The sequence below is a fragment of the Cobetia sp. 5-25-4-2 genome (assembly GCF_013374075.1).
Taxonomy (GTDB): Bacteria; Pseudomonadota; Gammaproteobacteria; order Pseudomonadales; family Halomonadaceae; genus Cobetia; species Cobetia marina.
On record NZ_BLWK01000010.1, the window covers coordinates 59,577 to 82,796 of the forward strand.

18 protein-coding genes are annotated in these 23,220 nt (G+C 65.0%); 7 read left to right on the forward strand and 11 right to left on the reverse strand.

The window, feature by feature from the left end; translation table 11 throughout:
* Window positions 1-135: 135 nt before the first annotated feature.
* Both HXS65_RS16265 and HXS65_RS16270 read left to right on the forward strand, forming a co-directional pair.
* Window positions 136-897, forward strand: a complete 762-nt coding sequence (locus HXS65_RS16265; RefSeq protein ID WP_167592983.1) for a sulfite exporter TauE/SafE family protein — start codon at window positions 136-138, stop codon at window positions 895-897.
* Window positions 897-1,208, forward strand: coding sequence for a hypothetical protein (locus HXS65_RS16270; RefSeq protein WP_176494396.1), 312 nt, complete (start codon window positions 897-899; stop codon window positions 1,206-1,208). The genes HXS65_RS16265 and HXS65_RS16270 overlap by 1 nt, the downstream gene beginning before the upstream one ends.
* Window positions 1,209-1,332: 124 nt before the next feature.
* Here HXS65_RS16270 and glmS read toward each other — a convergent pair whose 3' ends face one another.
* The 11 genes from glmS to HXS65_RS16325 all read right to left on the reverse strand — a co-directional run bounded on the left by glmS (window position 1,333) and on the right by HXS65_RS16325 (window position 17,221).
* Window positions 1,333-3,285 (reverse strand): glutamine--fructose-6-phosphate transaminase (isomerizing), encoded by a 1,953-nt coding sequence (gene glmS / locus HXS65_RS16275; RefSeq protein ID WP_176494397.1) that lies wholly within the window; start codon window positions 3,283-3,285, stop codon window positions 1,333-1,335.
* 223 nt (window positions 3,286-3,508) lie between these two features.
* On the reverse strand, window positions 3,509-4,855 hold the full coding sequence (locus HXS65_RS16280; RefSeq protein ID WP_141392678.1) for a UDP-glucose/GDP-mannose dehydrogenase family protein: 1,347 nt from the start codon (window positions 4,853-4,855) through the stop codon (window positions 3,509-3,511).
* Window positions 4,856-5,121: 266 nt separating this feature from the next.
* Window positions 5,122-5,988 carry a glycosyltransferase family A protein gene (locus HXS65_RS16285; protein WP_167592982.1) on the reverse strand — a complete coding sequence of 289 codons (867 nt, stop codon included), beginning with the start codon at window positions 5,986-5,988 and terminating at the stop codon, window positions 5,122-5,124.
* 43 nt (window positions 5,989-6,031) lie between these two features.
* Window positions 6,032-6,787, reverse strand: a complete 756-nt coding sequence (locus tag HXS65_RS16290; RefSeq protein ID WP_176494398.1) for a glycosyltransferase family 2 protein — start codon at window positions 6,785-6,787, stop codon at window positions 6,032-6,034.
* The gene (locus HXS65_RS16295; protein WP_167592981.1) at window positions 6,780-8,018 is read right to left on the reverse strand and encodes a glycosyltransferase; all 1,239 of its coding nucleotides are present in this window, start codon (window positions 8,016-8,018) and stop codon (window positions 6,780-6,782) included. Before HXS65_RS16295 ends, HXS65_RS16290 begins: the two co-directional genes overlap by 8 nt.
* Before the next feature lies 1 nt (window position 8,019).
* The gene (locus HXS65_RS16300) at window positions 8,020-9,516 is read right to left on the reverse strand and encodes a polysaccharide pyruvyl transferase family protein (protein ID WP_176494399.1); all 1,497 of its coding nucleotides are present in this window, start codon (window positions 9,514-9,516) and stop codon (window positions 8,020-8,022) included.
* A gap of 100 nt (window positions 9,517-9,616) precedes the next feature.
* Window positions 9,617-10,969, reverse strand: coding sequence for a hypothetical protein (locus HXS65_RS16305; RefSeq protein WP_176494400.1), 1,353 nt, complete (start codon window positions 10,967-10,969; stop codon window positions 9,617-9,619).
* Window positions 10,966-12,033, reverse strand: a complete 1,068-nt coding sequence (locus tag HXS65_RS16310) for an EpsG family protein (RefSeq protein ID WP_077374117.1) — start codon at window positions 12,031-12,033, stop codon at window positions 10,966-10,968. The genes HXS65_RS16305 and HXS65_RS16310 overlap by 4 nt, the downstream gene beginning before the upstream one ends.
* Before the next feature lie 2 nt (window positions 12,034-12,035).
* The gene (locus HXS65_RS17625) at window positions 12,036-13,331 is read right to left on the reverse strand and encodes a sugar transferase (RefSeq protein ID WP_240499683.1); all 1,296 of its coding nucleotides are present in this window, start codon (window positions 13,329-13,331) and stop codon (window positions 12,036-12,038) included.
* A gap of 274 nt (window positions 13,332-13,605) precedes the next feature.
* Window positions 13,606-15,954, reverse strand: a complete 2,349-nt coding sequence (locus tag HXS65_RS16320; RefSeq protein WP_176494401.1) for a polysaccharide biosynthesis tyrosine autokinase — start codon at window positions 15,952-15,954, stop codon at window positions 13,606-13,608.
* A 70-nt stretch (window positions 15,955-16,024) separates the two neighbouring features.
* Window positions 16,025-17,221 carry a polysaccharide export protein gene (locus HXS65_RS16325; RefSeq protein ID WP_084208231.1) on the reverse strand — a complete coding sequence of 399 codons (1,197 nt, stop codon included), beginning with the start codon at window positions 17,219-17,221 and terminating at the stop codon, window positions 16,025-16,027.
* A 783-nt stretch (window positions 17,222-18,004) separates the two neighbouring features.
* Here HXS65_RS16325 and HXS65_RS16330 point away from each other — a divergent pair.
* The 5 genes from HXS65_RS16330 (at window position 18,005) to HXS65_RS16350 (ending at window position 23,176) form a co-directional block, all read left to right on the forward strand.
* Entirely contained in the window at window positions 18,005-18,334 is a 330-nt protein-coding gene (locus HXS65_RS16330; RefSeq protein ID WP_176494402.1) for a hypothetical protein, read from the forward strand.
* 170 nt (window positions 18,335-18,504) lie between these two features.
* A complete protein-coding gene (locus tag HXS65_RS16335; protein ID WP_176494403.1) occupies window positions 18,505-18,930 on the forward strand; it encodes a hypothetical protein in 426 nt (141 codons plus the stop codon).
* The gene (locus HXS65_RS16340) at window positions 18,930-19,703 is read left to right on the forward strand and encodes a YjbF family lipoprotein (protein ID WP_077374126.1); all 774 of its coding nucleotides are present in this window, start codon (window positions 18,930-18,932) and stop codon (window positions 19,701-19,703) included. Before HXS65_RS16335 ends, HXS65_RS16340 begins: the two co-directional genes overlap by 1 nt.
* Window positions 19,703-20,671, forward strand: coding sequence for a hypothetical protein (locus HXS65_RS16345; RefSeq protein WP_176494404.1), 969 nt, complete (start codon window positions 19,703-19,705; stop codon window positions 20,669-20,671). The genes HXS65_RS16340 and HXS65_RS16345 overlap by 1 nt, the downstream gene beginning before the upstream one ends.
* A gap of 99 nt (window positions 20,672-20,770) precedes the next feature.
* A complete protein-coding gene (locus HXS65_RS16350) occupies window positions 20,771-23,176 on the forward strand; it encodes a YjbH domain-containing protein (protein WP_176494405.1) in 2,406 nt (801 codons plus the stop codon).
* Window positions 23,177-23,220: the final 44 nt, after the last annotated feature.

The following is a 23,220-nucleotide window of genomic DNA, read 5'->3' on the forward strand; positions in this document are numbered from 1 at the left end:
AAAGCTCACATGACTCACCCTCGCCGGCTGGCAGCCACGAGACTGTCGCCCTTTTGCGGCTGGCCCGCGCTATCATGGCAGCGCAATGCCTCCACCCTCCCCTCGCGCCGAACGGGGCCACCCAACGGAGTCACCATGACCCTCTGGCAACTCGCTGCCATCCTGTTGAGCCTGGCACTGGCCAGCTACATCCAGACCCTCACCGGCTTTGCCTTCGGGCTCATCGTCATGGGCCTGCTGGCCACTCTCGATGTCCTGCCCATCGAGAGCGCCGCCCTGCTATGCGCCCTCTTGAGCCTGTTCAACAACTGCATGGCACTGCGGGGTCACTGGCGGGAAATCGACCTGCGCCTCGCGCGGCGACTGCTGGTCACCAGCCTGCCGCTGCTGCCGGTCGGCTATTACCTGGCCACCTGGCTGGGAGAGGAGCGCGCGCCCCTGCTCGGCATGCTGCTGGGATGCGTGATCCTGATCGCCTGCCTGGCGCTGCTGATGCAACCCAAGCCGCGTGAGACGCTGTCTCCCCGTTGGCACTTCCATGCCGCCGGCGGGCTCTCGGGCCTGATGGGCGGGCTGTTCGCCGCCAACGGGCCGCCGCTGGTGGTAATGCTCTACCGCCAGCCGATGACGCTGGTGGCGATCCGCTGCACCCTGTTCGCTGTCTTTCTGGTCGGGGGCGCCATGCGCATGGGGCTCTCGATCATCTCTCCCGGACGCGCCGGCGAGCACCTGAGTGAACTGCTGATGATCGGTGCCGCAGGCGTGTTCGTGGTCATCGCCTTCACGGAGCTCGCACGCCGCTTCCCACCCCCGCTCAGTGACCATCACCTGCGCCAGGTGGCCTACGCCATCCTGCTGGTCTCCAGTGGCAATCTGATCCTCAAGGGGTTGATCTGATGCGCGATATTCCACCGTCACAGGTCGAGGAAGCGCCGGGAGAGGAAGGCTTCATCGAACTGGCGCCAGGCACACTGGAGGCCATCAAGGCCGCGGGCAGGAAACTCGACGATGACGTCAAGGCAGGGCGTGTCAGCTCAGGCAGTTCACGCTGGATCACGGGGCCGGGGGGAGATCGTTTCTGCATTCGTCATCAGGGCCCCACCCCCGAGCCCCCGGACATCTGCGAGAAGGACACCTGCGAGAGGGACACCACAGCCGGGCGGCGCAGCTGGTGGCGCCGTCTGTCGTCATGGGGCCTGCCGGACTGAGCTGCATCAAGCAGGCAGCGTCAGGCAACCGCCGGCGGCATGATGCGCGCACACGAAAAAAGGGACTGCCCATGGGCAGTCCCTTTCGTCTTCATGCGAGACACGACTCAGTGCCCGCGCGGGATCACTCTACCGTGACACTCTTGGCGAGATTGCGCGGCTGATCGACATCGGTGCCCTTGAGCACGGCGACGTGATAGGACAGCAGCTGCAGCGGGACTGCATAGACGATCGGCGCGAGGAAGCGACACACCCCCGGCACGGTGACGACGTGCACGCCCTCACCGGCCTTGAGGCTGACTTCCGGGTCGGCGAACACGAACAGCTGGCCGCCACGCGCGCGGACTTCCTGAAGGTTGGACTTCAGCTTCTCCATCAGGTCATCCATCGGCGCGACCGCCACCACCGGCATGTCCTCATCGATCAAGGCCAGCGGGCCGTGCTTGAGCTCACCCGCCGCATAGGCTTCGGCGTGGATATAGGAGATTTCCTTGAGCTTGAGCGCACCCTCCATCGCGATCGGGTACTGGCTGCCGCGCCCGAGGAACAGGGTGTGATGGCGATGCATGAACTTCTCGGCCAACTGGGCGATTTCCCCGTTCAGCCCCAGCGATTGTTCGATGACATGCGGCAGGTCCTTGAGACGCATCAGCAGCTGACGCGAGAGCAGGTCATCTTCCTCGTCCTGCGGCTGTCGACGGCTCTGGCGCAGGGCCAGCGTGGTCAGCATCAGCGCCACCAGCTGGGTGGTGAAGGCCTTGGTGGAAGCCACCCCGATCTCCGGCCCGGCATGGGTCAGCAGTGACAGATCCGACTCACGAACCAGCGAGCTTCCCGCCACGTTGCAGATGGCCAGACTCGCCAGGTAATGCCCTGCCTGCGGCCCCTCGCGGTTGAGCTTCTGGATATCCCGCAGGGCCGCCAACGTGTCGGCGGTCTCGCCGGACTGCGACAGGGTGATGAACAGCGTGCCCGGAGCCGCGACACGCTCGCGGTAACGAAACTCCGAGGCCACCTCGACCTGCGCCGGAATGCCGGCGACCTCTTCCAGCCAGTAACGCGCCACCATGCCGGCGTGATAGCTGGTCCCGCAGGCGATGATCTGCACCTGACGCACATCGGCCAGCAGCTGCGTCAGTCGCTCGACATCGACGACTTCCCTGCCCTTCTCGGCGCCGTCATCCGCGGCCAGGAAGGAATGGCGCGAGACCTCGAAGGCCTCCAGGCGTACGCCCTGCGGGTCGAGACGCTCGGCCAGGGTACGCGACAGCACGGTGGGCTGCTCCATGATCTCCTTCATCATGAAGTGGCGATACTCACCCTTGCCCGCCGCTTCGACGCTGTGCTCATAGCGCACCACTTCGCGGGTCACCGGCGTGAGCTCATCCTGTTCGGCGCCGCGTTCCAGCACCTGGATGCCGCTCGGGCTGATGGCCACCATGTCGCCCTCATCCAGATAGATGAAGCGGTCGGTGACCGGCAGCAGTGCCAGCGGGTCAGAAGCGATGAAGTGCTCCTCGATTCCCACCCCCACGACCAGCGGGCTGCCCTGGCGGGCGCCGACCAGCAGCTCGGGATTCTGCTGTTCCATCACCGCCAGCGCGAAGGCGCCATCCAGACGCGCGGTGACCACATTGACCGCCTCCGGCAGCGCACGGCCAGCGCGCAGTTCACGGTCGACCAGATGCGCGACCACCTCGGTGTCCGTCTCGGAGGTGAAGGCGTAGCCCTCCTGCTCCAGCTCACGGCGCAGCGCCTCGTGGTTCTCGATGATGCCGTTGTGCACCACGGCCACGCGCTCGCTCGAGAGGTGCGGGTGCGCGTTGTGCTGGGCCGGACGCCCGTGGGTGGCCCAGCGGGTATGGGCGACGCCGATGGCACCGGACAGCGGCGCTTCACGCAGCTCGTCCTCCAGCGCGCGGACCTTGCCGACGGCACGCGCACGGCGCAGTTCACCGGCGGGGTCGATCACGGCCACGCCAGCGGAGTCGTAACCCCGGTATTCGAGGCGATGCAGCCCCTCGATGAGAATCTTGCTGATGTCACGCTGAGCCAGGCCGGCAACGATGCCACACATGGAAAGCTCCTTGTCTGCTGCCGCCCCGTGCCAGGCACGGAGCGGTTCGAATGAATGGGGGGCAAGGCGGTGTCCTTGCAGAGGTCACGGACGCGGCCGCCTTGCCGAGAGGCTGAGTCAGAGAACTGAGCCACAGAACTGAGCCAGAGGGCTGAGTCAAAGACTGAGTCGGGATGCCGCGACGACGGCTTGCCACATCACGTGTCGCAGGCCGCCGCCTGGGTCAGTCGCGCGTCAGCGCCAGGGTGTCGCCACGGCCGACCGCGTAATACATCAGGCCGGCAGACTTCATGGCGGACGGCTCGAAGAGGTTGCGGCCATCCACCACCACCGGGAAGGCCAGCTGGGTCTTGAGCCAGCCGGCATCCAGCGTGCGGAATTCCTTCCACTCGGTGCAGATCACCAGCGCATCCGCGCCCTTGACCGCCTGGATGCGATCCGCCACCAGCACCAGATCATCGCGCTCGCCGTAGATGCGGCGTGTCTCACGCATGGATTCCGGGTCATAGGCCTGCACCTTGGCGCCCGCCGCCCACAGCGCTTCCATCAGCGTGCGGCTCGGCGCATCGCGCATGTCATCGGTGTTCGGCTTGAAGGCCAGCCCCCAGACGGCGATGGTCTTGCCGGCGAGATCGCCATCGAAGGCGCGTGACAGCTTCTCGAACAGCGTGACCTTCTGACGCTTGTTGACGGATTCCACCGCGGTGAGCAGCTCGGCCTCATAGCCGATCTGGCTGGCGGTACGCGCCAGCGCCTGGACATCCTTCGGGAAGCAGGAGCCACCGTAGCCACAGCCCGGGTAGATGAAGTGGTAACCGATGCGCGGGTCACTGCCGATCCCGCGGCGCACTTCCTCGATATCCGCGCCCAGGCGCTCGGCCAGGTTGGAGATCTCGTTCATGAAGCTGATCTTGGTGGCCAGCATCGCGTTGGCGGCGTACTTGGTCAGCTCGGCGGCGCGCACATCCATGAACATCAGCTTTTCATGGTTGCGGTTGTAGGGGGCGTAGCATTCGCGCATGCGCTCGCGCACCTTCTCGGAATCGGTGCCGACCACGATGCGGGCCCCACGCGTGAAGTCCTCCAGCGCCGCGCCCTCCTTGAGGAATTCCGGGTTGGAGCAGACATCGAAATCCACGCTCACGCCGCGGTGCTTGAGCACCTCAGCCACGCGGGCGTGCACGCGGTCTGCCGTGCCCACCGGCACGGTGGACTTGTCGATGATGACCTTGTAGTCATCCATGTACTCACCGATGCTCTCGGCCACCGCCAGCACGTACTTGAGGTCAGCACTGCCATCTTCATCCGGCGGCGTGCCCACGGCGATGAACTGCAGCACGCCGTGCGCGACGGCCTCGCGGGCGTCGGTGGTGAAGCTCAGACGGCCGGCTTCCACGTTGCGCAGCAGCATGCTCTCGAGTCCCGGCTCGTAGATGGGAATCTCGCCCTGCTTGAGGCGCTCGATCTTGGCGGCGTCCACGTCCATGCACACCACATCATGTCCCACATCGGCCAGGCAGGTACCGGTGACCAGGCCTACATAACCGCTTCCGAAAATCGTGATCTTCATTGAATGTCATCCTTGTTGGCCTGACGGCCATCTCGAGTGTGAACGCAATGCGCCAAAGCGATGCATGAGCGATACCGGTCGGGGCGGATCTCCCACTGCAGGGAGACCGTGAACCACTGACAGATCGCCCCTCGGCCCGAATCCGGCGTGACGTTACCCAACCCACTGACGGGCAACGTCAGTGGGGAGAGAGAAAAGCGCAGAGACTGCCATCCATCGGCGTCTGCCCATGCCGATTCGGGCGTACGTGTGTGTCGCGCGGGCGACTAGCGGAAGAAATTGCCGACGAAGGTCGCCAGATAGCCGCGCTTGAAGGCGATCGGGGCCTTGCGAACCAGGAAGGCCAGTGCCAGCGGCGAGAAGCGACTGCCAGTGACCCGGGCGAACATCCGCCCCTTGGTGCGCGCCTTGGCGGGCGAGCTGTAGAAGTCGCTGCCGGAGGTGACCCCCGCATGGGCGACGATGCCCAGATTGGCGCGCATCAGGCGCGCGCCCTGACGGCGGGCATCGCTCATCACGATGAATTCCTCGCCGGAGGGTTGGTCGGTGCCCAGCCCGAACTGCTCATCGAAGCGGGCATGGAACTGGCAGAGATCCAGTGCCATGTCCACCGAGCGCACGCGAGCCAGTGACATCAGGGTGTGGGCCTTGAAGGCGACCGGCGGTGCCGGACGATCCGGGTCCCGTTCGTGCAAGGGGAAGGCCTTGACGTGCGGGAAGCTGATCGCCGCCGCCTCGGTACAGGTGAAGGCTTCCATCACCAGCGACACGGCCTGGGGATGCAGCTGGACATCGTCGTCCAGGATGTAGGCGTAGCGTGTCGGACAGGCCGCCAGCGCGATGTTGCGGCTCTTGGAGAGACCACGCCCCGCGACCGCCAGATACTCGAAACGGCTGTCGAAATGGGCCAGCACGTACTCGCGGAAGATATCGCGCTGCGCCTCGTCCTGGTGGGCTTCCGACAGCTGATGCACGATCAGGAAGCGGGCACCGGGCAGCTCGTCATAACGCGGCACGCTGTAGATCCCGGCATCCAGGGTCGAGATCAGGAAGGTCAGTTCCGGCACCTGACGACGGGCGCTGTCTTCCACCTGACGCTGATGCTTCAGCACACGAGCACGGGATTCCTGCATGGGGCGGCCTGCATGACGAGCGGGATCGACGGAGATAGTTTCATCAACGATGTTTTGCATAACCGTTCACCGCGTAATGGACAAAGTTGCGACTGGCGCTGATCACATCCATCCCCAGCACCTCACGATACAGACGCCACTGGTAGGCGGCGGCCTTGAACTTGTTGGAGGACACGCTGCTCTCGCGACGCGTGTAACGCGCCAGCGGCTCGGGCATGCCCTGCGCCGGGCCCAGCTGACCGATGATGATCAGCCACAGCGCCAGGTCCTGACGCTTGCGGATGGTCGGCATGTAGAAACGCCCGAAGCGCCCCGCGTCATAGATGGCGGTCAGGCAGCCGATGGAGTTGGAGCGCAGCATGTCGTCACGCGTCAGACGCACCGGCGGTGCGAAGTGGGAGACATGGTTGCCCTGCTCATCCACCATCTCGTAGCCGGTGTAGGACAGTCCGGCACCGGTCTCCTGCATGAAGGCGATCTGGCGTTCGATCTTCTCCGGCAGCCAGGCATCATCGGCGTCCAGGAAGGCGATGTAGCGGCCCTGGGCCTCGGCGATGGCACGGTTGCGGGCACGCCCCGGCCCGCCGTTGGTGTCGGTCTCGAGGATGCGGATCTCGACGTCGCCGGTCTCCAGCGCCGCGAAATCCTCGCGCAGTCGCGCGGCGGCACCATCGGGTGAGGCATCGTCGCTGATCAGGATCTCGCGCACCGGCTCGCTCTGGGCCAGCACGGAATCGACGGCGGCATGCAGGCGGCGGTCATAGCCGTAGTTGGGCATGATGACGGACACATCAGCCATGGGCCTTCTCCTTGGAATGAGGCGAGTGGGATCCACTGACGCTGACGCCGTTCACGAATGCGCGCTGGCGCGAATCGGCCGGCACCAGGCGCGTGATCAGGCGTTGATAGTCCGGCAGCACCGCATCACGGCTGTAGTGGGCAAAGCTCTCGCGTGCGGCCTTCGAGAGATGCAGCAGGCGATGGTCGTCAAATTCGAGACGCGCCAGTTCATGCGCCAGCTCCTGCACGATCTCTACCTCACCGGCACTGTCCGCTTCGGCACTCAGCACGCCATCGACATCGTGGCGAATCAATGCCAGCGGGCCTGAACGCACCGGGCGTGACAGGCACGGCAGGCCCTCACGCTTGGCTTCCAGCACGTTCATCGGCAGGCATTCACGCTCGGACGTCAGCAACAGCAGACGGGCTCGGCGCAACTCACGCGAGACGTCCTGCAGCGCGCCGGTGAACAGCACCCGGGTATCATCCGGCACGCTGTCGTCGTTGGCGCCCTGGAAGACCTTCAGCCCCAGCTCGTGGCACAGCGCCAGCAAGGACTCACGTTCCGGACCATCCCCGACCAGCACCAGACGCCCGCGGCGGTAACCCGAATGGGCAAAGGCACGGATCGCCAGATCGACACGCTTGATCGGCGCCAGACGCCCCACCATCACCACGTCGGCCTGACGCTCGCACTCGGCGCGCGTCTCGCGCTCCGCGAGATCATCCAGATAGTTGGGGATCACCGTCGGTTGCAGACCACGCCGCCGCCAGCATTCCGCATCCACCTCGTTGAGCACCTGCAGGACATCGAGATGACGATAGAGCAGGTGCTTGATGACGCGCTTGGCGCGACGATCGTGATGGTAGGCGCTGTGCTCCTGGGCGATCACGCGGGTCAGCGGGCGCGAATTGCCCGCCTCGTCACGGCCTCCGGTGCCACGCGCCGCCAGCTGGGCGGCCAGATGGAAGGCGAAGTAGCCGCTGACCATCACCTCGATGCGCGCCTCCAGCATCAGACGACGCAGATGCGTCACCCAGTGGCGGAAGTTCTTGCGCGTACCGGTGGCGGGCAGTCCCAGAGTGCGGTATTCGACACCCTCGAGACGGCCCCAGTAGGGCTCGCCTTCACGCACCGACACCAGCGTGACCTGATGGCTGTCGCGCAGATCACGCGCCAGGCCGTGCATCACCTTCTCGACGCCACCGCAGGCGCTGATGTCCTGGATCAACAGAGCGACATGGGCCATGTCAGACTCCTCGCACGACAGGCTCGCTGTCGTGGGTGGCGTGCTCAGCGGCCGGGGCATCCGCGGCCACGGGGTCCGTCGCGGCAGGTGCCTTGGCAGCCGTCGGCGCCGGATAGGCGTCGTCATTGAGCTTGAGCTCACGCTGACCCCAGACACCGGCGCGTCCCGGTGCGCGGCGCAGGAAGTCCCGCGTGATGTCGGCGGTGATCGCCAGCTTGTCGGCGATGACGCGCTCGGCAAGTGCCGGGAAGGCCTTGTCGGCGACCAGCGCCTCGATGTCGGCCACGATGCGTGCCGGGTCGAAGTTCTCGATGTCCTGAACGCTGTCGCCGAGCCCGAAGTCACGCATGATGCCCGGCGCCTTGGGGCCACAGTAGGACAGCGCGTAGACCGGCGTGCCGGACATCAGCGCGAAGATGACCGAGTGGAAACGCGTGCCCACCAGGAATTCGGCGTCGCGGTAGAGATCCACCAGCGCATCCGGGCTCGGGTCGCCCTGCACCAGCTCGATGCGCGTGGCGAGCTCCTGGCCCCCGTCAGCGGCGGCCAGTGCCTTCTGCAGGTGATCGAACACCAGCTGGGAGATGCGCTGGTCATTCTCGATATCGGTCGGACCCAGCACGTGCGGCACGATCATCAGGCGCTCGATGCCCAGACGCTCCCGGGATTCCAGCAGTGAACGCGACAGCACCTCGACACGCTCGGCGAAGGCCTGCTGATCCAGCCCCCACCAGTCACGCAGGGTAATCACGGCATAGGGAGAGGCCACGCCGCCCGGTGCCTTGACCTCGGCATGTTCATCGCTCGCCCGCGGGGCCATGGCGAAGGCCATGTCGGTGCCCAGCAGCGCATGCGGCAGCTTCGGGTCGGCCTTCTGGGTCATGGCGTGGGTGATCTCCTCACGCGAGACCACCAGGCAGTCGCTCAGGGTGCGCAGGAAGAAGCGCTCCTGGGCCGGGGTCTTGAACGGGCCGAAGGAGTGGCCCAGCAACAGCACGCGCTTGCCGGCCTTGCGCGCCAGCATCACCGGCGCCAGATAGCCGATCAGCGCCAGCCAGGAAGACAGGGTCTTCTTGAAGCTGCCGTTGTGGAAGATATGACCGCCCTTCACCACCACCAGGTCGGCACCGTCGATGACATCGTTGCCGCTCTTGCCCTGCTTGCCGAACGCCATCTTGGCCCCCAGCCCCAGCAGCGAGGTGACGAAGCGCAGCTTGTCACGCATCGGCGGCATCAAGGGCTGACCGACGGTGACGCGCTCGCGGTAGCGGCGACGAATGTGGCGGAAGGGTCCGCGCTCGGTGGCGAACACCTGATCATCGATGGGCAGGATATCGATGCGATGGCCTTCGGCCTTCGCCACGCCTTCACCGGAGACATCGCTGCGGCCGTGTTCGGCATCGATCAGCTGGTCGAGGAAGTCGATGGTGCCCATCAGGATGGCGGAGTCGCCCTTGTTGTCGTCATGCCATCCGTGCGTCATGCATATCTTGGCCATGCTGTTCGTCCTTCTATCCGTAATGTCGCTGTTCGGTGTGCACGATGCCCGGGCATCGCCACGTGAAATGTCGTGTACTCGTCGGCCCCAAGGCCGAACGTCAAGGGCTGGCCGTCGCGGCCGCCTCTTGCTGGCGAGCCGGCTGGAAGAGGATCGCCATCGCCAGCATCACCAGCTCCGCGGTGACCGGCACGCACAGGAAGAGGTGGTAGAGGTCGATGCCCAGAAGGCTGCCGCTCTCGCCGGACGCGCTGCCGAGCGAGTGATTGAGCGCCGCGATCGAAAGGCCCCCACCGACCACCAGAATGGCCCCGGTGCTCTGGCACAGCAGGCGCTTGCCATTCAGGCGCAGTGCCGCCAGACGCGTGAAGGCGCAGGTGACGAAGGCGTGCACCAGGTAGACCAGCGCGAAGGCGCGCAGCGTCATGATCAGGCGCGGATAGGCGCCGCTCAGGAAGTGCTCGGCCAGCCACGGCGCCACCAGTGCCAGACCGCCCGCCACCGGCAGCGCGAAGCCGCTGGCGATGATCAGGTATTCCTTGAGGCGGCCATCACCCTGGGTCAGCTTGGGCAGGTAGTAGCGATACAGGCTGGTGGGGAAGACATAGAGCGCGAACACGATGGAGGTCACCACCGAGACACTGGCCACCTGGGCGGGCGCGAAGGCGAGCCCGGCCAGGATCACCCAGGCCTGCAGGTAGGCGAATGACATCAGGTTGTTGTAGAGAAAGCCGCGTCCACGCGCGAAGTCCGCCTTGCTCGGCAGGCGACTTGAGCTTGCGCCATCGCGGCTGGCAGCCGCCGCCCGCGCATCCGCCGCCGCGTCATGTGACAGCCACATGCCCAGCAGCATCACGATGACCAGCGCGAGGGCACTGACCATCACGAAGGTGGCCACCGGTGCCAGGCCGAACATGCCGGACGGCGTGGTCAGCTCGGCGCTGAATTCGGCGCCGGTCAGCAGCGCGACGCCCTGATGATAGAGCGCCGGACCTGCCGCGCAGGCCACCGCGATCGCCACCGCCAGCGAGATCAGCACCGTCATCAGATTGACGCGCCCCAGGCGCTCCTGACGCTGCAGGCGCGAATTGACCATCTGCAGGCCGACCTGCTCCGCCCCGGCGCGCAGGGCACAGAAGGCGAAGATGAAGGCAGACAGCCCCAGCAGCGGCGCGATGCCCACGGCGAAGGCGATGGCCAGCAAGGCGTAGAGGCCGATGCCGACGCCCATCCAGCGGCGCAGCGCCGCGCCACTGGCACCATCTTCGGTGACCAGCAGCACCTCGTTGCCGCCCATGCGCGCCAGCACGCCCAGCAACACCGCATAGTTGAGGGCCAGGGCATATTCCCCGAAGGCCTCGGGCGCCACGGCTCGCGCCAGCAGCAGGCCCGCCGCGGACGACAGGCCACGCGCCATCAGGTTGAACAGCGAGAAGATCAGCGCTTCGCTCATGACTGACCTCCATTGCCGACCACCAGTGCTTCATCGCTCAAGAAATAGAATTGGTAGTTGTTCAAGAAATCATGATCCTGATTGCCGGCCGCCACCTTCAGCGACATGAAGAACAACGCCATCATCAGCGCACCGCTGATCAGACTGGGCAGCAGCTTGTCGCGGAAGTGCTCGATGACGTCACAGATGACGAAGATGGCAAACGGCAGGAAGTAGTAGCTGGCGCGGGCCACGTGCTCACCATAGGTGATGAACAGGGTGTAGAGCGCCACGCCGATGAACATCAGATTGAAGGCCCAGGGGTCCAGTGACAGGCGGAAATGCTTCCAGAGTCCCAGCGTCCCCAGGCAGATCAGCAGATAGATGACATAGAGCTTCTGCCCGCCCCCGGAAAAATCCTCGAAGTAGTGGGCATAGAGCCCCAGCGCGCTGAGTGCGCTCTTGGCCAGCGGTCCTGCCACGAAACACAGCGGCAGCAGCCCCAGATAGACCCAGAAGGGATAGGCGCGTCGCAGCAGCGGGTAGAGCACCAGCAACGGCAGATACAGCGCCAGGGTGTAGTGGAAGCTGGTGCCGACGAGCATCAGCACCAGCGCCGGCAGCCGCATGCCGCGTTCCAGACAGGCCATCGCCACCATGAACAGGGCGATCGCCACGTGCTGCTTGACGAAGCCGAAGGCCGAGAGATAGATCAGCGGCAGGCAGACGAAGAACAGCAGGCACCAGGCCAGGTTGCGGCGGCTCATCACCAGTGCGGTGACGAAGCACGATACATAGAGGAAGGCAGTGATGAAGAAGAACAGCTGCGGTTCCCCCCAGGCCCGAGCCATGCGCGCCAGTGCCGCCGGCGCGGGTTCGAGGAAGCTCAGGTCGACCTGCCAGGTGGCCATCTGGCGATACGAGAAGTAGTCGTATCCTGCGTCGTAACGCAATGCCATGAACGCCAGACACAGCCCGCCACCCAGCCAGGCACCCACCATGCGGGTGCGCTCGCTGGCCGCCAGTGGCAGAACTGCCACCAGCAGGGCCATGAAGCCGACGTAATAGCCACTGACGGTCAGCATGCTCAGCGTGCCCCGAAACCGGTCAGCATGGTCTTGATGGTACGACCGACGATCAACAGATCCAGCCACACGGAGAAGCGCTTGATGTAGTAGAAGTCGTGCTCGAGCTTCTCGCGCGTCTCGTCAGCATCGGAGGCGTAACCCTGGGTCACCTGCGCCCAGCCGGTGATGCCAGGACGTACCACGTGACGGTAGTTGTAGAACGGGATCTGTTCGGCGAATTCATTCACGAACTTGACCTGTTCCGGACGCGGACCGATGAGGCTCATCTCGCCCTTGAGCACGTTGATGAACTGAGGCAGCTCATCGATGCGGGTCTTGCGGATCACGCGGCCGATACGGGTCACGCGCATGTCGTTGGCCTGGGCGAACTGGGCACCGGACTTCTCGCTGTCATGGCACATGCTGCGGAACTTGAACATGCGATACGGACGACCGCCCTGACCGACACGCTCCTGCACGAAGAACACGCCACCCGGCGAATCCAGACGGATCAGCACGGCAGTCACCAGGCAGATCGGCAGCACGAACGGGGCCACCGCCAGCACGGCCAGCACGTCGAACAGACGCTTGAACAGCTCATATTCACTGTTGGGTGCCAGCTGACCGAAGCTGTTCTCGCGCACCTGGTTCAGCTCCACGCGACCGGTGAGCGACTCGCGCACTTCACTGGCGTCGTAGACCGGAATGCGGTTGAGCACGCAGTTGGCCAGGAAACGCTGCCACTCGGCCGGCATCTCGGCTTCCAGGTCCGCGACCACGCCGTTGTAGCGCTCCTGGCCCAGGTCCGGTGCGCGCATCAGGTTCCAGCGCGCCCCACGAGTGGTGAACAGGTTGCGATAGTCACCGAACGGCACCACGGCCAGCTTGCGGATGCGGGTGCGCTGCTCGGCCCAGAAGCCGATGGAGCAGATCAGCATCGCCGCGAGCCAGGAGCTGCCCAGCACGATACGGCTGAAGCGCAGATCCAGCGCGATCAGCACGCTCATCGCCAGCAGATAGCTGATGGTGATGGCCGGCAGCACGTAGGCGAATGCCTTGGCACCGGGGTAGCGCGACATGTGACGAATCGCCTGCAGCGCGAGCAGGAAGCCACCGCTGGCCGCGATGACGCTGTGCATGCGCATCTCGCTGACCCAGGGGCGCAGGCCATTGATCAGCAACAGCGGGACACCCACCGCCAGAATCAGACCCACCAGCGCCTGACACAGCGAGTTGAACATCAGACGTTCGTACATGCGCGAATGTCGCTGACGCCCCTCGAGTCCGGTCGTCGCTGGATTTGTCGTCGTGTTCATGTGCCTGTCTCCCCCTTGGTTTGCGTTCGAGTGGTGTTTCCGTTCATCACACCCGGTGCCGTCTCTCGCCGCCCTTGCGGCCTGCACCGGTCTATCGCAAATCGTGCTGTCTTCTCATCACGCCGCATGCGCCCTTCGGGCCAGCATGCCGCGCCGTGTCGGTGACGTGGTGTCGAGTGACACCGGGCCTTGCGATACGTCGTCTTCCGCCTGGGTGTCTGTTGACGAGCTGTCATCAGACATAGGGGCGTCGCCGTGGATGGCAAGTCAGCACTCACGTATTTGCGCCGCCCTGATACTGGTAGTCGTGATAGCTGTAGCCGTAGCTGTAGGCCGTGGTCGCCTTGCGCTCGACGGCGTTGAGGATGGCGCCATCCACGCTCACGCCACTGGAAGCGAAGCGCTCCAATGCGGCTTCGATTTCCTTGGGCGAGTTGTGCATGAAGCGCGTCACCATCACGCTGACGCCGCACAGCTTGCCGACGATGGCCGCATCGGTGACCGCCAGGATCGGCGGCGTATCCACGATGACCATGTCGAAGTTCTCGCTGGCCCACTCGAGCAGCTCGGAGAAGCGCGCCTGCAGCAGCAACTCGGAGGGATTGCTCGGTGAGGTGCCGCGAGCCACGTAGCAGAGGGTGTCCGGCGTCTCACCGCCTTCGCCGACCACCGCCAGGCTCTCGTCGGCGATGCTGCGGATGATGGCGCTGCGCTCCACCTTGCCGAGCAGGTAGTCGCTCAGCCCCGGTGCCACGGCGCCCACCTGTTGGCCCGCCATGCTCTGATGCACGTGACCACGGCGCATGTCGGCATCGATCACCAGCACGCGGTTGCCTGCCTGGGCACAGACGGCGGCCAGGTTGGCGGACACGAAGCTCTTGCCGATGCCCGGGCTGGGGCCGCAGATCATCAGGCGGTTGTCGGGAGCTTCCATCATCGCGAAGTGCAGGCTGGTACGCAGACCCCGCAGACCCTCGATGGAGAGATCTGCCGGATTGCGTACGGCCAGCAGGCCGGGCGCGGCATTGCCGGCCGCCGCCGTGGCGCCCTTGCCGAGCTTGAAGGAGGAGAAGCGCTTGATGCCTCGCGCCAGGCGACGATTGAGGCGCGCCTGCTCCTCGGAGAGCGGCAGGGTCGCATGCACGTTGAGGCCGAGATCGGAAAGCTCCGACGGTGTCTCGATGCCACGATGCAGCAGCGAGCGCAGCAGCACGAAGACCACACCCAGCATGGCGCCCAGCAGGGTCGCGATCACCACGATCATCGCCTTGCGCGGGCTGACCGGGTGCGGCTGCGCCACGGCCTCATCCAGGATGCGGATGTTGCCGATGGTGCTGGCCTGGGCGATGTTCATTTCCTGGGTCTTGTTGAGCAGCTGCACGTAGATCTGCTGATTGACCTCGACTTCACGCTCCAGACGCAGGATCTCCTGCTGGGTGTCCGGAAGATCCCCCACCTGCTTCTCGAGCTCACTGCGCGTGCGTTCAAGATCCGCGCGCTTCTTGCGCAGTGCCACGTAGCTTGGGTGACTCGGGTTGAACTTGCCGGAGAGCTCCGCTTCCTCGAGCTGGGTCTGGTTGAGCTGGTTGTCGATGTTCACCAGCTGCTCGAGCACCGACTTGGTCTCGAGATCCAGATTCACGCTGTCACTCTTGCCGCGATAGGCATTGAGACGCTCTTCGGCCTCGGTCAGCTTCTTGCGGACGGTCGGCACCTGTTCCTTGAGGAATTCGAGCGACTTCTCCGCTTCCGCCGATTGACGGTCGATGTTCTGCTGCTGATAGGTCTCGGTGATGCGCTCAAGCACCTGCTGGGTGCGCAGCGGGTCTTCCCCCACCAGTGCCAGCCCCAGCACGCCGGTCTCCTTGCCCATCTCGGCCACCGCGAAGCGCGCGCGCAACGCATTGGTGGCTTCCAGAGTGGACTGGTGCATCAGGGTGAACTCGGCTCCCTCGCCCGCGGTGAGCGAGGTCACCTCGAGACTCACCTCGCCCAGCGGTCCCTCGAAACGCTCACGCTTGCCCACCGAGCCTGTGCCGAGCACCTTGCCGTCGTAGCGCAGTTCATAGCGGCCCTGCTCACCCGAGCCGAGCGTCACCAGCGTCAGCGGGACGTTGTCCCAGGCCTTGGGCACGGCCAGGCTGGCCACTTCCAGTGACTCGCCGGCCCACACCATGCTGGAACCGGACAGCCAGCTCGGGCGCTCCACCTCGTGGCTGCGCAGGAAGGTCCCGATCACCGGGTACTGGTAAGGCTTGACCACCAGATCCAGCTGCTCCTTCTTGACGGTCTCGCCCAGCACCAGGCGCGAGGTGATGATCTGGATCTCGGATTCCGACGGCGGCGCCTCCCCCCGCAGCATGCTGGAGACATCCCGCAGCGGATTCATGTTGCTGCCACCATCCTCGACCTGCACCAGCGCATCGGCCTTGTAGATCGGCGTCGCCAGCAGCGCATAGAGCACCGCCAGCACGGTGAAGGAGCCGGTGATCAGCGCCAGCGTCAGGCGGCTGTCATACAGCTGACCCAGCATGCGGCCCAGATCGAGACTGGTGCGCGCCGGTACCGCTGCGGGTTCGGTGGCCCCCGTCTGACGGGAGGAATGGGCATTGCGAATCGACATCGTTGAGTCACTCTCCTGGTGTCCTGCCCGTGCATCGCGACGGGCAGGGACGCCTTGACGACCCCTCGCCTTACTGGCCGAGGGTATCGAGGTTGTCCTGGATTTCGGTGCTGTAGTAGATGGAGCTCACGGTGGGCAGCAACTGACTGATCACGCGGTTCCAGCGCGACACCGGCGCGGCCGTGACATAGACGACATCCTGCGGCTTGAGCGCGAAGTCGGCGCCCAGAATCAGGGCCGTGGTGTTGCGAGCATCCAGCTGATAGACGGTGGCCAGCTTCTCGGGGTCTTCCCGGTCCCGCCGTACCACGAAGATGCCGGAGGCATCCGCGGAGTCTTCCTTGATGCCGCCCGCCTGGGCGATGGCATCGGTCAGCGAGATGGGGCTTCTGCCCAGCGGCAGGCTGACCGACTTGTCGACCTCACCCATCACGAACACCTTGCGGGTCCCGACATCCGGCACATACAGGACATCACCGTCCTTGAGCAGCCGATCACGTGCCTCGCCGGTCGCCGCATTGCGCTGTGCCAGCAGCTCATAGAGCGAGATGACGGTCTCCTCGCCATTGCGCTTGAGCACCACGTTGTGCCAGTCCGCGTCTCCGGTCATGCCGCCGGCGGCGGCGATGGCATCGAGCAGACTCAACGGCACATCATTGATGGGCTGCACGCCAGGCTGCTCCACCTCACCGCTGATCCGCACCTTCTGACTGCGGAAGGCCGCCACCTTGACGTCGATCTGCGGCTCGTTGAGATAGGGCTGGAGGCGCTCGCCCAGCACCCGACGGATCTCGTCCAGGGTCTTGCCGCTGACCTGGACACGGCCGATATAGGGATAGAAGAGCGTGCCGTCGGCATGCACCACGTTGCCGGCTTCCTGGGCGCTGCGCTCGGAGCCCGTGGGCAACGACAGCTCCGGGTGGTCATAGACGACGATATTGAGAATGTCGCCCGGCCCCACGTGGTACTGATAATCCGGCGCCAGTTGCGCACGGGTACTGCTGTTGAGCTCCTGGGTCAGCGCCTGCTCCAGCTCGCGCTGGGTGCCGTCACCCCGAGCCGCCTGGCGTGCCTGGGCATCCGCCCGCGCCTGGGCCTTGATCAAGCCGAAGGTGATGGGCTCCACATCGACGATGTCATCCACCGGCGCGGCCGAGGTGTCATAGTCGATGTCGCCGCCGGGCGCGAAGACGCAGCCCGCCAGTCCGGTGAGGGCGCCGAGGCTCAAGCTGGCGCCCAGAAGTCGTGCGATCAGTGCATTTTTCATCTGAAGTCCGTTGAGTCGACAGACCCGAGCAGCGATTGATGCGAGGCTGCCCCGATCATTCCCGCCGCACGCTGACGCCGGGACCAATTCGATAACGTCTTCGGTTCGCCTTGCGTAACGCGATGGCCCCATGTGCAACGACAGTTGCAACGACGGTGACCTCGGGCCGAGGGTGATCCCTCGTGCTGGTGTCATGTCTTGGTTTGCTTGAGTACTTGCGTCTGCTGGCGTCCCGCCCCTTGCATGACGGCTTGCGCCTGTCTGGCAATGGCGCGAACACTCCCTTGGGCAATCACGCGAATGCTGGCCCATGAAGACGATGAATGTGATTGAGTCCCCTTCGATTTACACGAAGTCTTCCTCATAAAATCACGTCTCTGCTGCACATCGATGACACCTTTTACAGGCACATATTCACGCCATCGACAGTGCCCACCACACCCACCTGACGGCGCAGGTTCCACAACGTGATGGCAACGTTTATCGCACTGTCCTCTGCGTCGTCTTCATGGGCATCAAGAGTGGAGTGACCAGACTCCATCTGTTGCGCATTTTACCTGATCCACGCCGCTCGCCAATCGAGCGCTGTTACAAAAATCCAATAAAAACATTGCTTTGTATCATCATCAGCACGACGTGTGTCGCTAACCGCCACATGGCGACGTAGCTGATTACAGACAGTGCAACGCTGGGTTCGTCTGCAAATCGACACATCCTTCACAAGAATTTCAGCAGCCATGCGGATCAAGTCCAGCGCCCGCGGTGTCTGAAAGATCGACAGGCATGTCTGCTTTTATCCACACCACAATTACTCTTTTTTACATAAATATTTCGCTTTCCATCAACGCCACATCGACGCGACCTCTCTCGCTAGACAGCCGACATTTTCTGGTTAACATGGGCCTCGCTTTCACGGGGGATAGAGAGAGGCGTCCGTCTGAAATGTGCATGCACATTTCTCATGACGACGGCGATGTCATCACCTCGAAAGCGAGCAATACGGTGGCCAGGGAATGCGGCCATGGCAGGAACACCTCAGGACGAGGCTGCGCCAGGGAAGATGCTACGGACGGTATCAGGGACGGCGCCCTGCAGATCATGGAACAGGCGTGAGCTTGCTCACGCACACCACGACGCAACTCTCAGCAGCAGTGTTGCCGATGGTCAGAGACAGCACGGCATCCGGCATGCACGACGCTGGCCTTGGCCACCCATCACCGAGCCCAGTCATCGCAGCGCCCTGACTGGCAGATGACCGGCAATGCTCATCAAGGAGACTTCATATGCGCAAGTCACATATCGGCGCCATTCTCGGCCTGTCCGGTGCCCTGCTGTTGGCAGGCAACGCCATGGCGGAAGAGGAGGCACCTCCCGCTGGGCAGGCTGCGACGGGGACGACCGGCACGACCGGTACCACTGGCACGACCGGTACCACCGGCACCACCGGCACGACCGGCACGACTGGTACTACCGGCACGACTGGTACGACCGGCACGACTGGCACCACCGGCACGACCGGTAGCGTTCCCACCGGCAGCGCCGCTGGCAGCGGCACGGCCAGCCAGAGCGCGTCCGGCAGCGTGACCCCGAGCACCAACGGCGGCAGCATCGCGGCCGGCGCGGCCACGGGCACCGTCGGTGGCGGGACGACCGGCACCACCGGTACCACCGGCACGACAGGTACCACCGGCTCTACCGGGACACGTTGATGACGTCGCGCTCCGCATCGCGTCGTTCAGGCGCGAATCATCGCCAATCGCCAGCCAGGCACCTTCCAGGCATCCGGCGCTCGCTGACGCTGCTGGGCATCACTGCCTGTGCCGTGTCAGTGAGCGGCTGTGCCCAGATAGTGGCCAGTTCGGTGGGCGATGCCTTCGGCAAGGATGACTTCGAGGCGGCGCGCGCCAGTGAACTGCCCTACGCCTCCCTCAAGTTCCTGCATGGCAACAACACGGCACTGGTCGTGTTGGCCACGCTCGAGGATGAGGGACGCATCGCGCGTTTCGAGAGCCAGGACCGCGGCATCATCGAACTGCGCGACGGCGTACTGTCCGCGACATCCGGCTTCACGCGAGACATCGCGGACAGGCATGAGCAAAGCACTACCGGGCGCGCCTTGGCGCGTCCGGCCTGGCTGATGGCTGACGACAGCCGCTATCGCGTCAGTGTCAGCGCCCTGAGCCCCTATCCTCGCCGGCTGGAGCGGGCAGATGCCGCTTCCTCCGGCAGTCAGCATCAAGACGACGTGCCGGTGATGCAGGTGCATGAAGCCGATGCACATCTGCGCTGTGAGGCCGCCGCGCCACACGCGCTGCCACTGGCCGAGCTGTCGCTGCAACACTGCACAGAGACCCTGGCATGGGACGATGGCCACACTACCACCAACGAGATATGGCGCGATGCCACTCGGGTGTGGGCCGCCGACATGACGGCCTGGCCGGACGGGCCACGCTTCGGCTGGGAGATCGCCAAGGCATGGTAATGCGCTTTTCACGACCTGATTCTGCTCGCCCCGCACACGACTCGGCCCGCGTCGAGGGACCGCTGCGCGCCCTCGCCCGCACATTGCCCACGGGGGTGTGCCTGGCCGCCCTGCTGACCCCGACCCTCGCCCGAGCGAACGAGACGCCGCTGCCCTTCAGCGCCGCCAGCACGCCACTGGCCAGTCAGGTACTGGAACAGCAATGGTCCTCCCACCAGACACGCATGGCGCTGGACTGGCGCTACAGCTTCGTCAGCACGCCGCTGATTCGCCGGCAGATGGCCGCGACCGCCAACCGCCTGAGCGCCGAGATTGAACTGATCGCGGCTCGCTACGCGGTGGGAGCACCTGAGGGCAGCTCTCGGGCCGCCTATGTCGAGGGGTTGCACGCCTGGCAGCGCTATCTCGATCAGGGCCGTCAACAGGGTGAGCCACGCAGCGTACTGGCACGCCTGCCCGGCCAGCTGAATCCGCTCACTGACATGCGCGATGGCCCGCGGGCGATACGCATCGCTCCCGGCATGGTGATCGGTGCCTGTCAGGCTCCCCGCGACGTGGTGATCCTGGACGCCAGCGGCGTGCACCAGCGCCAGTGGAGCCCCGGCCTGACACTGGACGCCTTGATCGATGAGCGCCGCGCCGCCGACTCGCTGGGCCAGGCGGCACGGGCCAGCCTCGTCACCCCCCAGGGGCAGGTGCTCACGCGGCCCATCGCCAGCTGGAATCGCCTCACGCGTGGCGCAGCCGACCTGCCGGTCGCGCCGGGAGCCAGCCTGGTGATCCATACCCCCGGTATCGATACCGCGCAGCAATGGGTCAACGAGGCGCTGCCGCAATGGCTGGCCAGCCGCCTGCCCGGTGAGAACTGTCACAGCTGGCAGCTGGACGCCGCCTCGCTGCCGTCAGCGGACGACGAGCCGACAGCTCCCGGGACGTCAGGCAGTGACCCGCAAGCGCCGGCCCGCTAGCGGTCGTTCCCGGCACTGCCGGCATCGCCTCGATGTTTCTATCCTCCATACCCTCATTCACGCTCACGCGCCTGTCGCGCGGGAGCATGCGAGACGCCCATGTCGAGTCCTTTTCGCCCAGCCCATCCCTCCACGCGCCCCCGATACGAGCAGCGCCCTGCTCCGGCACGCACCGGCTGGCTGGCGCTCGGCATGGCGGGAGGCCTGCTCGGCGCCCAGATCGCCCACGCCGCCACCGGGGAATCCCAGAGTGATTTCGGCGGCGTGGGGCTGATGCAGACTCCCACGGCACGCTTCGCCCCACAGGGCGAGCTGAGCTTCACCTACAGCCGTACCCAGCCCTACAAGCGCTTCAGCGTCAACGCCGCCCCCTTCGAGTGGATGGAGCTGGGCTTTCGCTATGTCTCGGTGGAGACCGTCAGCTATGGCGCGGCCGCCCCGGACCGCGATTACCTGGATAAATCCTTCGACACCAAGTTCCGCCTGATGCAGGAAGGCCGCTATCAACCCGAAGTCGCGGTGGGCCTGCGAGATCTCGGCGGTACGGGCCTGTTCAGCTCCGAGTATCTGGTCGCCAGCAAGCGCTACGGCGACTTCGATTTCAGTCTGGGCGTCGGCTGGGGCTATCTGGGCACGCGGGGCGACTTCAGCAACCCTCTGGCGCTGGTGAGAAGCAGCCTCGAGACGCGCAGCGATACCACCAGCGACAACGGGGGCGACTTCCAGCTGGGCAGCATGTTCAGTGGCAGCCCAGCCGTCTTCGGCGGTATCGAATATCAGACGCCCTGGGACCCGCTGACCCTGATGCTGGAATACGAGGGCAACGACTACTCCGACGAGCCCCTGACGGTGGAGATAGACCAGGATTCACCGTTCAATCTGGGCGCGACGTTCAAGGTCAATGACAACCTGTCGCTGCATGGCGGCTGGGAGCGCGGCAACACCGCCATGCTGGGCCTGTCGCTGTCCACCAATCTGGCGGGGCTGGCTCAGGCCAAGGATGACGGCACCCCGGAAGATGTCGCCCCCAGTCACCATTCGCGCTACCGCCATGACCAGACCCCGGAAGCCTTCCGGGTGCGCTCGCTGGATGCCGTCAATCGTGGGAACAGCGAGACAGTCCCGTCGGATCGCCCTCCACGTCCCGCCGGTGCCACGCCGGCCTCAGCGCCCTCGCTGGACGGCGACGAGGCTGCGCCTCAAGGCCGCCTGCTGACGCTGCCGACCTCCCCGAGTGCCACCACGGGCGAGCCCGCCGCAAGCCCGCCAGCGCCGATACGGCTGGAGGACGTCGACTGGCAGGCACTGGCCGCGACACTGCGTGCACAGACGGGGCTTGAAGTCTCCCGCCTGCGGATAGAGGGCGAGACCTTGATCATCGAGGCGGAGGCCACGCGCTTTCGCAAGGACCTGCAGGCCGAAGGCCGCGCCAATCGCGTGCTGCACAACCGCCTGCCCGCCGAGATCACCCACTTCCGCTACCGCCTGAGCAGCAACGGCCTGGCGCTGCGCGAGGATGAGCATCCGCGAGAGGCCTTCGTCGCGGCCGCCAACGACAGACGTTTCGGTGCCGAGTACGAGCATTCCATCACCGCTCGCGCCGCCTCTCCCGCGCCTGACGACGACGCCAGCGCGGATGCCGCCACGGTGCTGGACAGGGAACCCGCCGGCTTCAACTGGGGATTCTCGCCCAACCTGAAACAGAACTTCGGCGGACCGGACGGCTATCTCTACCAGCTCAACCTGCAGCTGGATGCCCTGTGGCGCACCGATCGCAATGGCTGGTTCTCCGGCGTGGCCACCTATCAGCTGGCCGACAACTACGAGAACTACGAGTACATCGCTGACTCCGACCTGCCACGCGTGCGCACCTACGTCGGGGATTACGTCAAGGAGACCGATCTGGGCATCACCAATCTGCAGTACACCCGCACTCATCAGTTCGGACGTGACTGGTATGCCCAGGCCTACGGCGGCATTCTCGAGATGATGTATGCCGGTGCCGGTGCCGAGGTGCTCTATCGCCCGATGAACAGCTCGCTGGCACTGGGACTGGATATCAACCGCGTCCGCCAGCGGGAATTCGATCAGCAGTTCGGCCTGCGCGACTATTCCGTCACCACCGGCCATGCCACCGCCTACTGGCAGTCCGGCTGGCACGATGTGCTGGTCAAGGGCTCGGTGGGGCGCTATCTGGCCGGCGATATCGGCGCGACGCTGGATCTGTCCCGCCGCTTCTCCAACGGGGTCAGCGTCGGGGCCTGGGCGACCATGACCGATGCCGGCGATGACTATGGCGAGGGCAGCTTCGACAAGGGGCTCTACGTCAGCATTCCGCTGGACGCCTTCTTCACCACCTCCAGCAAGGGCAGTACCGGCTTTGCCTGGGCACCGCTGACCCGTGATGGTGGTGCGCGCCTCAATCGTCGCTACCAGCTCTATTACATGACCGATGACCGGGACCCCGAGGGCTACTGGGAAGGGATCGACAAGGTCTACAAGTAATCCGTGCGTGAGTATGTTTCACTGCCGGCTGAAGCGTGCCGATG